General features: G+C 38.0%; 13 protein-coding genes. 11 read left to right on the top strand and 2 right to left on the bottom strand.

Going from position 1 to position 14,526, the window contains the following annotated elements; genetic code table 11:
* Positions 1–57: 57 nt before the first annotated feature.
* The 4 genes from NE558_RS09610 to NE558_RS09595 all read left to right on the top strand — a co-directional run bounded on the left by NE558_RS09610 (position 58) and on the right by NE558_RS09595 (position 4,598).
* On the top strand, positions 58–975 hold the full coding sequence (locus NE558_RS09610; RefSeq protein ID WP_256149827.1) for an AEC family transporter: 918 nt from the start codon (positions 58–60) through the stop codon (positions 973–975).
* 223 nt (positions 976–1,198) lie between these two features.
* A complete protein-coding gene (locus NE558_RS09605) occupies positions 1,199–1,756 on the top strand; it encodes an XRE family transcriptional regulator (RefSeq protein ID WP_256149826.1) in 558 nt (185 codons plus the stop codon).
* A gap of 361 nt (positions 1,757–2,117) precedes the next feature.
* Positions 2,118–3,212 (top strand): hypothetical protein, encoded by a 1,095-nt coding sequence (locus tag NE558_RS09600; RefSeq protein WP_256149824.1) that lies wholly within the window; start codon positions 2,118–2,120, stop codon positions 3,210–3,212.
* 36 nt (positions 3,213–3,248) lie between these two features.
* The gene (locus NE558_RS09595; protein WP_256149823.1) at positions 3,249–4,598 is read left to right on the top strand and encodes an aminotransferase class III-fold pyridoxal phosphate-dependent enzyme; all 1,350 of its coding nucleotides are present in this window, start codon (positions 3,249–3,251) and stop codon (positions 4,596–4,598) included.
* A 105-nt stretch (positions 4,599–4,703) separates the two neighbouring features.
* On the opposite strand, the gene NE558_RS09590 is transcribed toward NE558_RS09595, so the two are convergent.
* Both NE558_RS09590 and NE558_RS09585 read right to left on the bottom strand, forming a co-directional pair.
* Positions 4,704–5,480: a hypothetical protein gene (locus NE558_RS09590; RefSeq protein ID WP_256149822.1), complete on the bottom strand. Its 777-nt coding sequence runs from the start codon at positions 5,478–5,480 to the stop codon at positions 4,704–4,706.
* 95 nt (positions 5,481–5,575) lie between these two features.
* Positions 5,576–6,322, bottom strand: a complete 747-nt coding sequence (locus NE558_RS09585; protein ID WP_256149821.1) for a nucleoside phosphorylase — start codon at positions 6,320–6,322, stop codon at positions 5,576–5,578.
* A gap of 153 nt (positions 6,323–6,475) precedes the next feature.
* On the opposite strand from NE558_RS09585, the gene NE558_RS09580 reads away from it, so the two are divergent.
* From NE558_RS09580 to NE558_RS09550, 7 genes are all read left to right on the top strand, one after another.
* The gene (locus NE558_RS09580; protein ID WP_256149820.1) at positions 6,476–6,901 is read left to right on the top strand and encodes a DMT family transporter; all 426 of its coding nucleotides are present in this window, start codon (positions 6,476–6,478) and stop codon (positions 6,899–6,901) included.
* An 11-nt stretch (positions 6,902–6,912) separates the two neighbouring features.
* Positions 6,913–7,389: a DMT family transporter gene (locus NE558_RS09575; protein WP_256149818.1), complete on the top strand. Its 477-nt coding sequence runs from the start codon at positions 6,913–6,915 to the stop codon at positions 7,387–7,389.
* Positions 7,386–8,309, top strand: coding sequence for a ribokinase (locus NE558_RS09570; protein ID WP_256149817.1), 924 nt, complete (start codon positions 7,386–7,388; stop codon positions 8,307–8,309). Before NE558_RS09575 ends, NE558_RS09570 begins: the two co-directional genes overlap by 4 nt.
* A gap of 15 nt (positions 8,310–8,324) precedes the next feature.
* Positions 8,325–8,915, top strand: a complete 591-nt coding sequence (locus tag NE558_RS09565) for an NAD(P)H-dependent oxidoreductase (protein ID WP_256149816.1) — start codon at positions 8,325–8,327, stop codon at positions 8,913–8,915.
* Positions 8,916–9,016: 101 nt separating this feature from the next.
* Positions 9,017–10,063, top strand: coding sequence for an alcohol dehydrogenase (locus tag NE558_RS09560; RefSeq protein WP_420314595.1), 1,047 nt, complete (start codon positions 9,017–9,019; stop codon positions 10,061–10,063).
* 135 nt (positions 10,064–10,198) lie between these two features.
* On the top strand, positions 10,199–11,329 hold the full coding sequence (locus NE558_RS09555; protein ID WP_256149813.1) for an exonuclease SbcCD subunit D: 1,131 nt from the start codon (positions 10,199–10,201) through the stop codon (positions 11,327–11,329).
* The gene (locus NE558_RS09550) at positions 11,326–14,415 is read left to right on the top strand and encodes an SbcC/MukB-like Walker B domain-containing protein (RefSeq protein ID WP_256149812.1); all 3,090 of its coding nucleotides are present in this window, start codon (positions 11,326–11,328) and stop codon (positions 14,413–14,415) included. Before NE558_RS09555 ends, NE558_RS09550 begins: the two co-directional genes overlap by 4 nt.
* Positions 14,416–14,526: the final 111 nt, after the last annotated feature.

Here is a 14,526-nt window from a genome sequence, read left to right as displayed (position 1 = left end):
GGTCTTTTTTCATTCATAAGACATTGCTTAGGTTGAAGGGGGAGGGATAACACTACTATGGAAATTGTCTTGACAAAAGCTTTCGGGTTTTTGTTTATGATTGGCGTGGGTTTTGGGCTAAAACGAGGTGGGTTATTCTCTCAAAAGGATACCGACCTTTTGTCTAGATTGGTTATGAAAATTACTTTGCCAATGGTAATTATAAGTAATTTTAGAACCCTTAGCCTGGATGTTTCGTTCCTGATGGATATTGCCTTGGGCTTCATAACAAATCTTGTGGCAATTAGTCTGGTTCTACTCCTTACAAGAAAAAAACGGCCCTCAGAGCGAGCATTTTTTATTATCAATGCCTCCGGTTATAATATTGGACTTTGTACGTTGCCCTTTATGCAGAGCTTCTTCGCCTCGGATGCAGTGGCGGTTGTTTGTATGTTTGATGTGGGTAACGCCATTATGGTTTTTGGAATTACCTTTACCATTGCCACCCTTATTGTAAAAGGAAAAGGTAATGTAAGCGTGAAAGAAATTCTAAAAACATTATTTTCATCTATGCCCTTCGTAGCATATTTGGTTATGATTTTATTGTGCAGTCTAAACATTCAATTACCCAATATTATATTTGATCTTGCAACCATGATGGGTCAGGCAAATACATTTTTGGCAATGATTCTAATCGGGATTATGTTTGAACCTAAAATGAAAAAAAGTGTTTTAAAAGATATGGGGAGTGTTTTTGTATTAAGGATTGGAATCGCTTGCGTATTTTCCTATTTGATTTATCATTACTTACCAGGGCCGTTGCTACATAGACAAATACTTTCCATTGTTGTTTTTTCGCCTATTTTAAGTATTGCGCCGATTTATACTGAACGCTGTGGTTATGATCGTTCCGCTGCAGCCGTTTTAAACTCTTTGATGCTCCCATTTAGTTTGATTTTAATGACTATATTATTGATTGTTTTAAAACTGTACTAGACAATATTGATTTTATACGAAAGTCACACGAAAAAAGGGCTTTGATTGTATTAGAATATATAGAAATAATTCTTATTTCTTTGAGTTTATAAAAATAGTATGGTATAATTGCTTTGAAAAACGCAAAAGATTTGATAAAAAATCTTTTCGTTTGTTTTGAATTTACCATGATTGGGTTTATGGTTGTTGCAGGGGAGAATATGAAACAGAAAGGATGGTTTTCATGATTGGAGAAAAAATAAAGGCTGCAAGAGTGGAAAAGGGAATCACTGCAAAGGATTTGGCTGAAAAAGCTGAGGTGACCCCCGGATATATTTCACAAATTGAACGTAATTTAATCAGTCCATCTCTGTCTGTTTTGATGCGTATTGCAGAAGCGATTGAAATTCCTTTGGTTTCTCTTTTTTCCCAAGAGGAGCAAGAACAAGTTACAGTAATCACCAGAGATAACCGCACGAAAATTCAGTTTGCCGATATTAATATGGAGTACCAGTTTGTAACACCCTATAGTAGAAACAAAAATGCTTGTACTAAAATGGAAATGTTATGTTTTAAATTAGGTGCAAAAAGCTGGGGCAGTACCATGGTGCAGTATCACCAGGAAGCGGCGGAATGTACTTTGGTTCTAAAAGGAACACTGGAATATCATATTGGTGACGATGTATATATCTTAAATGAGGGGGATAGCATTTATGTACCCCAGCAAACATATCACCAGTTGTATAATCCCGGTGATGAAGATGTAGAAGCGGTTGCTGTTATATCACCGGCTTTATATTAAATAGATTTGTTCGATTTGAGAAACCAAAAAAAGTTTGCTTCAAGAGCATACCTCTTATCAACTTTTGAAATGATATCTATTGTATTAAATTAAGAACAAAAATTGCTATAAGAACTTTTCTTTTTTGCATGAAATTGCATAAAGGACAGGTTCTTTTTTTTATGATGTTTAGAAAGATAAACAATATAATTATCCTATTTGAAATCTATTTATTCTAAAGATATAAAATTTAAAAATACTAAAATTTATTTAATATTTCGTTGACATTTATATATATTAAATATATAATCCTATTAAACTAAATTTAGTATAATTAATTACAAAAGAGAACCTTGAAAATATAGGTAAAAGGAGGAATTATATGAGTATTTTATCATCAAAGAAATTTCAAAAATATTTTGTTCCAGGTATTGTTTTTCAGTCTTGCGTCATAGCAGGCGGTTACGGAACAGGCAGAGAGTTAGTCGAATATTTTATGGGATATGGGCCTTTGGGTGGTATCTTGGGTATGACCATCGTATCCATGTTGACATGGTCCATTGTTTGCGCAGTTTCCTTTGCTTTTGCAAGAAAGTTTCAGAAATATGACTATAAAAATTTTATGAAAAAACTCATGGGACCAGGCTGGTTAGTCTTTGAGGTCGCTTACATAATTTTTATTTTAATCGTTTTAGCAGTTGTTTCCGCTTCTGCGGGTTCCATACTTCATGAGCTTTTTGGCCTAAATAAATGGTTTGGTATCATTGGTATGTCAGCAGCAGTGTTTTTATTGGTAATGAATGGTTCAGATGTGATTGAAAAGGTATTATCTTTATGGTCCTTTGTGCTTTATGGTGTTTATTTTCTGTTTTTGGTATTGGTAATTTCCAGATATAGTTCAGACATCGGCCATAATTTTGCTACAGTGCCTGTAAGTGGAAATTGGGCTTTAGGTGGTTTTCAATATGCATTCTACAATTTAGCTATCATTATTGCGGTGCTTTATACCATTAGGCATTCTGATAATTCCAAAGAAGCATTTACCTCAGGGCTGATTGCAGGCGTAATCGGTATGTTGCCAGGTATTATCTTATTTGTGGCAATGGCAGGTTTTTATCCTACCATTATTGATCAGGAACTTCCTGTGGATTATATTTTAACCCAAATGAATATGCCATGGTTGCGTTATATGTTCCAAATTGTATTGTTTGGTACCTTGATTGAAACAGGTTCTGGTCTAATCTATTCAATTACAGACCGTATTGCCGAAAGCTATAAAAGCAAGAAACAGATAGTACCTAACTGGATAACACCGGTAATTGCAATTATTCTGTTGGTAGTTACTACCTTTATTTCTTCCTTCGGATTGATTAATCTGATTGCAAAGGGTTACGGAACATTGGCATGGATATTCTTCTTTGTATATGTCATTCCAATTATGACTCTTGGTGTATATAAGCTGATGAAAAAAGCCTAAATTGGTTTGAATGGTAAAGACGGGGAGATGAGAGAAATGGGTTTAACAACAACAAAAAGTGCTGCTTGGATTGCGCGTGATGAGAAAGTAATTGCACCATGTCAGCATTTTTCATATTTTCCGCTGACAATACAAAGGGTTGTGGGAGATATTATTATCGATCAAGATGACAATCGGTTTATAGATTTTCTAAGTAGTGCATCATCTTTGAATCTTGGTAGTGGTTTCCCTGCTGTTACAGAGGCAATCAAAGAGCAGTTGGAATTGTATAGCCAGTATACACCTGCCTATATTTATAATACGAAAAATATTAGCTATGCAGAGCGATTAACATCCGTCTATCCAGGAGGTGCTTCTGCTAAGGTATGCTTTGGAAACTGCGGTTCCGATGCTAACGACGCCTCCATTAAATTTGCAAGAGCCTACACCGGAAGAACTAAGATTATTACTTTTATTAATGGGTATCATGGAAGTACATATGGCTCCATTTCCTTAAGTGCAGTTACAACAAGAATGCGTTCAAAAATGGGGCCGTTCCTACCAGACATTTACAATTTCCCCTTTTATGGGGATGATTTGGAGGATGAGGTTTGTGAAAGGGAATGTATAAAGGATTTGGAAAGGGCCTTTGAGGCATATTTGCCACCAGAAGAGGTTGCAGCGGTTATCATTGAACCCCTTCAAGGAGATGCCGGATTAATTGCCGCACATCAAATCTTCATGCAAAAATTATACGCCCTTTGCAAAAAACATGGAATTCTTTTTATCGCCGAAGAGGTTCAGCAGGCATTTTTCAGAACGGGAAAATGGTTTTCCATCGAACATTACGATATAGTTCCCGATGGCATAATATTGGGCAAATCTGTAGGGGCAGGTCTTCCGCTGGGTGCTTTTATGGCAAAGGAGGAAATTATGGATTCCTTGCCTGCTCCGGCACATCTATTTACTTTAGGTGGTCACGCGCTAGCTTGCGCTGCTGGCTGTGCAGCATTTGATTATATGCAAGGAGAAGAATTTCAAAATATTTTAGCAGAAAATGAGAAAGCTATGGAGTACTATTTAAATAATATGATGGATAAATTTCCTCAAGTTGCAACAAAGAAAAGCGGAAAGGGAATGTCTAGAGGTCTGACTTTAACAAGAAAAGACCCCGAAAGCGATAAACAAATTCCTGATGATGTGGGAACCTACAAGGTTTTGTACCGTGCCTATGAAAAGGGATTGGTTGTGATATCCCTTGGGAAAAATGTATTGCGAATCCAACCCCCTCTAAATATTCAGCCCGAAAATTTAAAAAGAGGCTTTGAAATCATTGAGGAGTCTATACAGGAATACCTAGATGGAAAAATTCCCGATGATGTTCTGAAATTTAAAAAAGGCTGGTAAAAAAGCTGTCTAGTTCTTAATCGAAATCTAAAATGATTCAAAAATACCCCCAACAAATACTGTGGGGGTATTTTTTAGAAATATTAAAGTGCATACCATGAATTATTAAGACATCATTTCGCCACCCACGATATATGACCATTTTCCATCCTCTTTTTTTGCCGTACAATCTACAAAGCCATATGCACCTAAAGAGGAGCGCCATTTTTGAACAGAAAATGTAAACATATCCTTTTCAGCTTTCGTAGACTTCAGATTTACCCAAATTCCGTTCTCCATTTGGGCAAATCCCGTATCTTTTTCAATCGTAATTAAGTTTTCTGCAATCAAATCATCATAGGTCGCCATTCGTGTTTCTATTTGTGTCTTATTCCAAAGTAAGTAGAGAAGGGCTTTTTTCTCGCTGTCGGTAAGATTTTCTTCCTCTGATAAATTTATTGCAATAAGATTGATATCACTGTTTAGCGCAGGATCGGTCTTGAATAAATCTAGGAGGATATTGTAATAGAGTCCTACGAAGTCCTCACTTTTTTCGGTGAGAATTACGTAATCCGGATTGGCAAGAATCTCAGGGTAAATATCCAAAACCATACCGCTAAACCCGATCTCTACCATATCCCCCGGTTCTATTTGGGTGATATCCCCTATAAATGCGCTAGTAGAAACTTGACAGATATCTTTTTCTTCTGTTATCGCAACAAAGAGCATATCTTTTTCTATTTTGATGATTTTCCCATGTAACGTTTTCACTGACTTCTCTTTGGGTTTTTCGTTGGTGAGTGTAATGGGAGGGTTTTCGGCGGTTTCTGATGGTTTTACATTTCCGCATCCGCTAAAAAAAACCAAACAGCATATAAATAGAATCATGTATAATTTTTTCATCTTCTCAGCTCCTCTTTGTCTTACTAGACGCTGAAAGTAAGAAAATGTTTCCTAAATTCTAATTTTATTTATACGCTCATATTAAATGGGAGTATTCATGAAAGACTCTTTTCTAATTTCACAAAAGCTTCCAAGGCAACTAAAATCTCATTTTTCTCCCCTTGCATGGAAAGGGATTCACCATCAACGTAATTTACAATACTATCAAGGGTATCACCTTGGTATTCTACAACATTATTTAAAATAGAAGCGGTTTTTACCCCTCTTAAATGGCCAATTGTAAAAATTGCCGCTGTTTCCATATCACATCCAAGAACGCCTTTTTTTGACCAAAATGCATCTATCGCATCTTCGTCGTCTGTATAAAAGCTATCGTGGCTTCTTGCAATACCAGTATGATAAGAAATATTTTTTTCCTTTGCAGATTCAACGCAAGCATATAACAGTTCTGCATCGGGCACGGCGGGGAACATAGCATCCACATAGGTCTTGGATGCTCCATCATCACGCACAGCACCGCTCACCAGAATAATATCTCCCATTTTTACTTTTGGCTGTAAACTACCACAGCTTCCGATACGAATCATGGCTTCTACACCAATATTATGCAGTTCTTCAACGGCAATTCCAGCGGAAGCACCACCTATTCCCGTTGAAATGGCTAAAATTTTAATACCTTTATAGGTACCGATCAAACTTCTATATTCACGGTTAAATTTTAATTCCACAACATTTTCAAGAAATGGAGAAATTCGATCTAATCTGGCGGGATCCCCAGGAAGTAAAGCATATTTCACCTCAAGAGTATCGTCTAGCTGAATATGTGGCTGTATATTTGGCATATTTGTTCCTCCTTTGTAGTCCTTTTGTATGATATAATTTACCTTAATTTTTGAAAAAATGCAATGTTTGCAGTCTAATAATTTGAATCTATTTGAATAATATGTTAAAATCATTAGAAAGAGAAACACGGTCTGTGTTTTAGGGAGGGTAAGATGATTTATTTTGTTTTTTTAATTTTGGCCGGTATTTTTCAAGGCTTTATGGTATCACTAAATGGGCAGTTAGGAAATTACTATAGCCTTTTCGGGGTTTGTTTTTTTGTCCATGTCATTGCTGCGTTACTTCTTTTCCTATATATTAAGTTTAAGGAAAAAAAGCCAATTACCTTTGGCGGAGTGCCAAAATATGTTTATGCCGTGGGTTTTATGGGGGTCACATTGGTCGCCAGCAGCAGCTGGTGCATCTTGCATATTGGCGCAACCCAATTATTGAGCCTATCTATCATTGGACAAATGATTTCTTCAGCATTGGTTGACCATTTCGGATGGTTTAATGCAATGAAAAAACCGTTTCGCTTCAAACAGTTACCTTGCTATTTATTGGTGTTGGCAGGAGTTTTGATAGTTGTTTATGCTTAAGGAGGCAAAAAATGATATACTATATAGCGGCGATTGCGAACGGATTTTTGTCTGTTATTAATAAAATGGTAAACGTAAAGGCGGGAGAATGCTTGGGTACAGCCAGAGGGGCATTAATCAATTACATTGAAGCCTCTGTTATTGCTTTTTGCCTTGTTTATATCACCGGAAAAGGAGGGGAATTCAGCCTTTCCTTTATAAAGGAGGTTCCACTGCTTTTTTATTTAGGCAGTGTTTGTGGATTGGTTGCCATGATTTTTTTAATCATTGGCACGAAAAATACGGGAGCCATGACATCAACGGTTTTGATGCTTTTTGGGCAGTTGAGTGCCTCAATTGTGTTAGATTATGTTTTTTTTGGAACCTTTCGACCCATTCAAATTTTGGGCATCTTTATGATCTTAAGCGGAATTGCATGGAAAGAAAAGCTTCGTGAATTAGAATTGAGAAAATCTATTTTAATGAATACTAAGGAGGAAATAGAATGAAAATACTGAATTTTGGTTCTTTAAATATGGATTATGTCTATGAGGTGGATCACTTTGTTGAACCCGGGGAGACCATGTCCTCTAATGGTCTATTTGTCAACTGTGGTGGAAAAGGATTAAATCAGTCGATTGCAGCGGCGAAGGCTGGGAATGAGGTATATCATGCTGGTTTTGTTGGCAAGGGCGGAGAGGCTTTAGCAGAAAAACTTGCAGAAAATCATGTAGATATTTCTTTACTCAAGGAAACCACCGAAAACTGTGGACATGCTATCATCCAGGTAGATGAAAATGGGCAAAATTGCATTTTGCTTTATGGTGGCACAAATCAGCTGTATACCAAAGAATATATCAACGAAACGTTAGATAAATTCGGCAATGAAGGGCTTGTCCTGTTACAAAACGAAACAAATTTAGTGGATTATATGATTGAAGAATCCCATAAAAGAGGGCTGAAAATTGCATTCAATGGGGCACCCATGAATGAAAAAGTTTTAGAGTATCCTTTAGAGCTTTTAGATTGGTTGATTGTAAATGAGGTTGAAGGTAGACAGATTGCGGGCTGTGAAAAGGATGAAGAGATGCTTCCTATTTTAAAAGAAAAATATCCTAAGGGAAATATTCTACTGACCCTTGGCAGCCGAGGTGCCATTTGTTATTCCCAAGGGGAGACTTACAAAATCGGATGCCATCAAGTTGAAGTTGTGGACACTACTGCTGCGGGGGATACCTTTAGTGGTTATTTCTTATATGGTATACTAAATGGAGAATCTATATCGGATTCCTTATTACTAGCTACAACAGCAAGTGCGCTTGCCATTGGTAAAAAAGGTGCATCTGACTCTGTTCCCTTAAAAGCAGAGGTTGACTATGTTTTGCGAGAAAACAAATTTGGCGTTTTAGCCGTTGATAAAATAGATTAAAGGAGCGTGTTTTCTTTGGAAAAAGTATTATTTGTAAATTGCTGCATTCGTAGAGATGCTTCTCGAACCAAAAAACTGGCAGATTTATTTCTGGAAGAAATAAAAAAGAAAGGTGACTATGAAATTGAGGAGCTTTGCTTGATGGATGAAGCCTTAATCAATATGACTGAAGGTTATTTTCACCAAAGAGACGTGTTCCTAGCGAACAAAGATTTTTCTCACCCACGTTTTCACTATGCCCATGCATTTGCTCAGGCGGATAAAATTGTGATAGCGGCACCTTTTTGGGATTTAAGCTTTCCTGCTTTATTGAAAACATATATTGAAAATCTGTGTGTGGAGGGCATCACTTTTGGCTGTAACGAGCAGGGGTGTGTTGGCACTTGTAAAGCCAATCATATGGTTTATGTTACCACACGAGGTGGGTTTTATCAGGATTCTCCTATGGAGATGGGTTCCAGATACATGGAAGCAATGAGTCAATTTTTTGGCATTGAAAAGTATGATTGTATTTTTGCAGAAGGATTAGATATGGGACTTCGTCCTGTTGAGGTTATTATAGAAGAAGCAGCTGCAAAAGGAAAAGAGGTTGCTGCTACATTTTAATAGAGTATGTTATAATGCATATTATATTTTGCCGAAACAAATAAAAACAAAAATAAAAAGGGTCTACGATCTAGAATTGGGGGCTGAAAATGGGGGAAATGATGAAAGCAGTTGTATACAAGGGAAATGGTATTGTGTGCTTGGAAGATAGACCAATTCCAGTGATTGAAAAGGAAACCGACGCCATTGTAAGAGTAACCAGATCCACAATTTGTTCCAGCGATTTGCATATTAAGCATGGGGCTGTGCCTAGAGCTAAGGAAAACACGGTTTTAGGTCATGAATTTGTTGGAGAAATTGTTGAAGTTGGCAGAAAAGTGAAGCATTTTTATGCGGGTGACCGTGTTTCTGTAAATGTAGAGACTTTTTGCGGCGAATGCTTTTTCTGTAAACAAGGTTATGTAAATAATTGCGTCCACGGCGGTTGGGAGCTGGGTTGCCGTATTGATGGGGGGCAAGCGGAATATGCCCGCATTCCCATGGCTGACCAAGGTTTAACGAAAATTCCCGATGATGTATCCGACGAAGAAGCATTGTTTAATGGTGACATCCTAGCAACAGGCTATTGGGCCGCAAGCATTGGAGAGTTAAAACCAGCGGATACGGTGGTTGTTTTAGGAGCCGGTCCTACAGGTTTGTGCACTTTAATGAGCATTAAACTCTATAGTCCTGCCATGGTTATTGTCGTGGATACAAGTACAGACAGATTAAATTTGGCAAAAGAGCAGGGGCTGGCAGATATCTGCCTAAATCCTCTGGAAGTTGATATAGAAGAAGAAATTTTAAAGCTGACTCAAGGCAGAGGTGCCGACCGTGTGTTTGAAGTAGCAGGTGGAGAGAATACCTTCCAGCTGGCATGGAAAGTTGCAAGACCAAATGCCATTGTGGTTTTGGTGGCTCTTTATGAAAAAGAGCAAACCTTGCCGTTGCATCAGATGTATGGCAAAAACTTAGTATTTAAAACTGGTGGGGTGGATGCCAATAGCTGTGAAGCCATTATGAAAATGGTGCAGTGCAAAAAGATTGATACCAGCTGTCTGATTACCCATCGTGCCCCTTTAAATGACGTAATGGAAGGGTATCGTATATTTGAAAACAGACTGGATGGCTGTATTAAATGGGTCATTACACCATTTGAACACAATTAAAGAAAATTGCACAAGCCGTAAACCCCTCGATTTTAAGCTGGGGAAACCATTGCTAAATATAAAGCAGACATCTATTTGGTGTCTGCTTTTAAGCATATGTTATTAATAAAAAAGTCTGAGAAAAGGAGGAAAGCAATGAAATTTTTTCACATAGGAGATTTACACTTGGGAAAGAAAATTTACGATTTTTCTATGATTGATGATCAAAAATATATCCTTATCCAGATTTTAGAAAAGGCGAAGGAAGAGAAAATAGATGGCATTTTTATCACCGGAGATGTTTATGATAAAGGTGTTCCTCCGGTGGAAGCTGTACGACTGTTGGATTGGTTTCTGACAGAGCTATCCAAACACCAAATTGCCATTTATATGATAGCGGGAAATCATGATTCTGCCCATCGTTTGGATTTTGGCAGCCGACTGTTTCAAGAAAACCAAATTCATATTTGCGGAAGCTATGATGGCACTTTAAAATCCGTGGTTTTGCAGGATGAATTCGGAGAAATTGAAGTGCATTTACTCCCCTTTATAAAGCCTGCATTAGTAAGTCCTTTTTATGCTGAGGAAATATCCTCCTATCAGAAAGCTATGGAACTTGTTTTGCAAGAATATCCGCACAAAAAAGAGAGAAGAAATATTTTATTGGCTCATCAGTTTGTGACGTGGCATGGAGAAGCGGAGCGAAGTGATTCGGAAACAAATTCTTTAGGTGGTGTGGATGAGATTGATGCAAGTATCTTTTTTGACTTTGATTATGTTGCTTTGGGGCATTTGCATCGTCCACAAAAGATTGGGAAAGAAACCATTCGATTTGCAGGCTCGCCACTGGCATATTCTTTTTCTGAAATCAGCCGCAAAAAAAACATTATAAAGTTAGAATGCAGAAAAAAAGGAGATACACAGGTAGACTTTATACCTCTTTCCCCCAAAAGACCCCTTCGGGAAATCAAGGGTCCTCTGCAAGGCTTGTTAGAAGCGGCAAAAGCCGAGGATGGCTCTGAGGACTATATTCGAGGGATACTTACGGATAAAATGCCATTAAACGACCCGCTGGGTCAACTTCGTGTATTTTACCCCAACTTAATGACATTAGAGGTGGAAGCTAGAACCTATGAGGAACGGGAGTTTTCTTATTCAGCAGAGGAAACATCACCCCAAGAATTGTTCCAGATATTTTTCGAAAGACAAAATCAAAAGGAAATGGATGACCTGCAAAAACAAGGTGTAAAAAAAGCTTGGGAAGCGTTGGAGGATGATATGGAATGAAACCAATACATTTAACAATATCAGCTTTTGGTCCTTTTGCTGAGAAAATAGAGATTCCATTTTCAAAGCTTGGATCGGGAGGCCTTTTTCTTGTAAGCGGTGATACAGGGGCGGGAAAAACCACAATTTTTGATGCCATTTGTTTTGCACTGTTTGGAGAAACCAGTGGATCTAATCGGGGCATTGACAGTGTGCGCAGTGATTTCGCCCAAGGCACTACAAAAACATACATAGAACTATTGTTTCAACATAAAGGCAAGATTTATCGTATTATCCGCAATCCTGCTTATCGACGCCCCAAAAAAAATGGTGATGGAATGACAACGGAAGTGGCGGAAGCGGCATTATTTTGCCAAGATGAAACCATTTCCACAGGTTTTGTTCAGGTGAAAAAAGCAGTTGAAGAGCTCTTATCTGTGGATGCAAAGCAGTTTAAACAAATAGCTATGATTGCTCAGGGTGAGTTTTTAAAGCTTTTATACGCTGAAAGCAGTGAAAGAGGAGCAATTTTCCGAAAAGTTTTTCATACCAATACTTTTGCAGATTTTCAGCAACGGTTAAAGGAAATGGAAAAGCTAAATCGTACACAATTCGAGGATAGTGAAAAACGTTTGCTACACTATTTGCAACAGCTTTTCCACGAGGAAAGTCTTGATGCAAAAAGTCTGATTTACCAAGCCGAAGCCATACTAGAGCAAGAAGAAAAGACCTTTGCAGATGCGCAAAGAGAAGTTTTACACCTAAAAGAGGAGAAAGCAAGTCTTTCAAAAATGGAGCAGGAGCTTACCAGGGATATCAGTAAGGGTGAAATCAATAATAAGCGCATTGAAAATCTAGAAAAAGCAAAAAAGGAACTGCAACAATTATCAGAGAAGAAAAAAGAGAAGCAAGATGCGCAAGCGTCTCTTATAAAGCAAAAAATTGCACAGGATTATGTGCTCCCTCTGGAAAAAGCAATGCTTCATGAAAAAGAAATGCTGGAAGAAACGGAAGCCCAAACTTTAGCTTTTCGAAAAAAATTAAGTGCACTTTACCCTGTTTTAAAGAGCATAGAGGATGAGCGGCAAAATCAAGAAAATGCACAGCCAAAGTTGAATGAAGAGAGAATCCGTCTGAAGAAAATGGAAAGTGATTTTGCAGACTATTCCAGGAAAGAAGCTTTACAAAAAGAAAAGGTTGTTTTAAAGGAAGAAAAGGAAGCTTTGGAGAAAGATATAATTGCAATACAAACGAAAATAAAGGTTCTGGAAGAGAGAATATTAGAAGTTAAAACAAAGCTGGAGGATAAGCCTCTTTTGGAAAAAAAAGAGCTAATGCTCGAGCAAGCAAAGCAGGGGAAAAAAGATAGAGAGAAGCGGATTAGACAGATTATTTCCATGCAAGATACCTTAAAGGTGGATGAGATCGCTCTGGATGCTTTGAGAAAGCAATACAAAATAGCCGAGTTGCAGTGGAAAGAAGCAAGACAATATCGAGAGGCCATAGAAACGGCTTTTTTAGGGGAGCAGGCGGGTATTCTGGCAGAAAAACTTCAAGAGGGCATCCCTTGCCCAGTATGTGGGTCCTTTGAACATCCAAAAAAGGCAGTACTTTCTTCAAGTGCACCTACAGAAGAAGAATGGAAAAAATCTAAGGCAGATGAAGAGCTTACAGGTGCAAATTTGCAAGAAATTGCTTCCAAAGGAAAGGAGCATTCCGCCAGATGCCAAGTGGAAAGAGAAAATATCTTAAAATCTTGTACCGAGGAAGCCATATCCATAGAAACGATACAAGAGAATCTAACATGTATACAAGAGGAAGTATACAGCTTGGAACTTGAGTTGAAAATACACAAGTCCAAATTATCGGAGTTTTCAGAGTTTGAAAAGGTATTGGAAATAGAGACTACCTTCCTTGCTGAGCAAAAGAAGCAATTAGAAGGGATAGAAACAAAAGTCAAGAGTAATATTGAAAAATCAGGACTTTTACAAGGGGAATTCATTTCTTTGGAACAACGTCTTGAGAAAAATACAACAGCAGAGCAAGCAAAATCAGCAATTGATGGGTTACAACGATATATCGATAAAGCGGATAAAGAATATAAACGCATACTTACCCTTCATCAGGAGAAAAAAGAGGAAGTGCAAAAACTTGAAACCCGGTTAGAGGAAAGCCGAAGCATGGCTTTACAGGGGGAAAAGCGCTTCAAACAAGCACAGTCTCTTTTTTATACCATGCTAGAGGAAAAAGGATTTACTGAGGAACAGTACCATTCAGGCTTGCCTGAAAGCAGAGAGGCTTTAGAGCAGGAGGAACAAAGGGTACAAGCCTTTTTTTATCAATTGACCCAACTTGAAAATTTCGTTCAACGCACTGAGTTAAGTGAGGAAACGAAACGATATGATTTGACAGCGCTGCAAGATGAGAAGGATACCATTACTTTGCGTATAAAAGCCATTGATGATGCATTGGAAGAATTAAACGGAAGCAATGCCGTTCGAGAAATTGCTTTGCAAAAAGGAAAAGCAGAACTGAAGGATAGAAAAAAGTTGGAAAAACAGTATTTGCCCATTCTTGAGCTATCCAAAACAGCGAATGGTGAGCTTTCAGGTAAAGAAAAAATCACCTTTGAATCTTTTGTTCAAGGTTTTTACTTTGAACGTGTGCTTCAGGCTGCGAACTTACGCTTGGGAGAAATGACCGAAGGCAGATATCGTTTGCTTCGGGCGGAAAACGCTTCCGATAAACGAAGTCAAAGTGGTTTGGAAATGGAAGTTATGGATTATTATACGGGAAAGAGCCGCTCCGTGAAATCCCTTTCAGGGGGTGAAGCATTCAAAGCCTCTCTTTCCTTGGCCTTGGGACTTTCTGACGTAATTCAAAGCCATGCAGGCGGTGTTCAAATCGATGCTATGTTCATCGATGAAGGTTTCGGAGCTTTGGATGAGCATTCCAGAGAGCAGGCTGTACAGGTCTTACAAAGACTCTCCTATGGCAATAGATTGGTTGGCATTATATCCCATATTACTGAATTAAAGGAAAATATCGAGAAGAAAATATTAGTTCAGCGTAGCTCAAAAGGCAGCTCTGTTGAGGTAATTTCTTAATGATATCCAAGCAAATGAAAACAGCAGGCTTAGTGTTTTAGGCCTGTTGTTTTTTACGTGGTCAAAAAGACGAAAAGATAGGGATTCCTTCTTGCTGTTATCCAGACAAAC

Source organism: Anaerotignum propionicum (genome assembly GCF_024461735.1).
In the GTDB taxonomy this organism is placed as follows: domain Bacteria; phylum Bacillota; class Clostridia; order Lachnospirales; family Anaerotignaceae; genus Chakrabartyella.
The sequence above is the reverse complement of the archived record's forward strand: the minus strand, read 5'-3'. Positions and strand labels throughout refer to the sequence as shown.

Excerpts from the sequence above, each read along its gene's own strand:
- NE558_RS09575 (WP_256149818.1), top strand. The coding sequence starts at position 6,913 with ATGATATACTATATAGCGGCGATTGCGAACGGATTTTTGTCTGTTATT.
- NE558_RS09605 (WP_256149826.1), top strand. The coding sequence starts at position 1,199 with ATGATTGGAGAAAAAATAAAGGCTGCAAGAGTGGAAAAGGGAATCACT.
- NE558_RS09600 (WP_256149824.1), top strand. The coding sequence starts at position 2,118 with ATGAGTATTTTATCATCAAAGAAATTTCAAAAATATTTTGTTCCAGGT.
- NE558_RS09610 (WP_256149827.1), top strand. The coding sequence starts at position 58 with ATGGAAATTGTCTTGACAAAAGCTTTCGGGTTTTTGTTTATGATTGGC.
- NE558_RS09555 (WP_256149813.1), top strand. The coding sequence starts at position 10,199 with ATGAAATTTTTTCACATAGGAGATTTACACTTGGGAAAGAAAATTTAC.
- NE558_RS09550 (WP_256149812.1), top strand. The coding sequence starts at position 11,326 with ATGAAACCAATACATTTAACAATATCAGCTTTTGGTCCTTTTGCTGAG.
- NE558_RS09595 (WP_256149823.1), top strand. The coding sequence starts at position 3,249 with ATGGGTTTAACAACAACAAAAAGTGCTGCTTGGATTGCGCGTGATGAG.
- NE558_RS09570 (WP_256149817.1), top strand. The coding sequence starts at position 7,386 with ATGAAAATACTGAATTTTGGTTCTTTAAATATGGATTATGTCTATGAG.
- NE558_RS09585 (WP_256149821.1), bottom strand. The coding sequence starts at position 6,322 with ATGCCAAATATACAGCCACATATTCAGCTAGACGATACTCTTGAGGTG.
- NE558_RS09590 (WP_256149822.1), bottom strand. The coding sequence starts at position 5,480 with ATGAAAAAATTATACATGATTCTATTTATATGCTGTTTGGTTTTTTTT.
- NE558_RS09580 (WP_256149820.1), top strand. The coding sequence starts at position 6,476 with ATGATTTATTTTGTTTTTTTAATTTTGGCCGGTATTTTTCAAGGCTTT.
- NE558_RS09560 (WP_420314595.1), top strand. The coding sequence starts at position 9,017 with ATGAAAGCAGTTGTATACAAGGGAAATGGTATTGTGTGCTTGGAAGAT.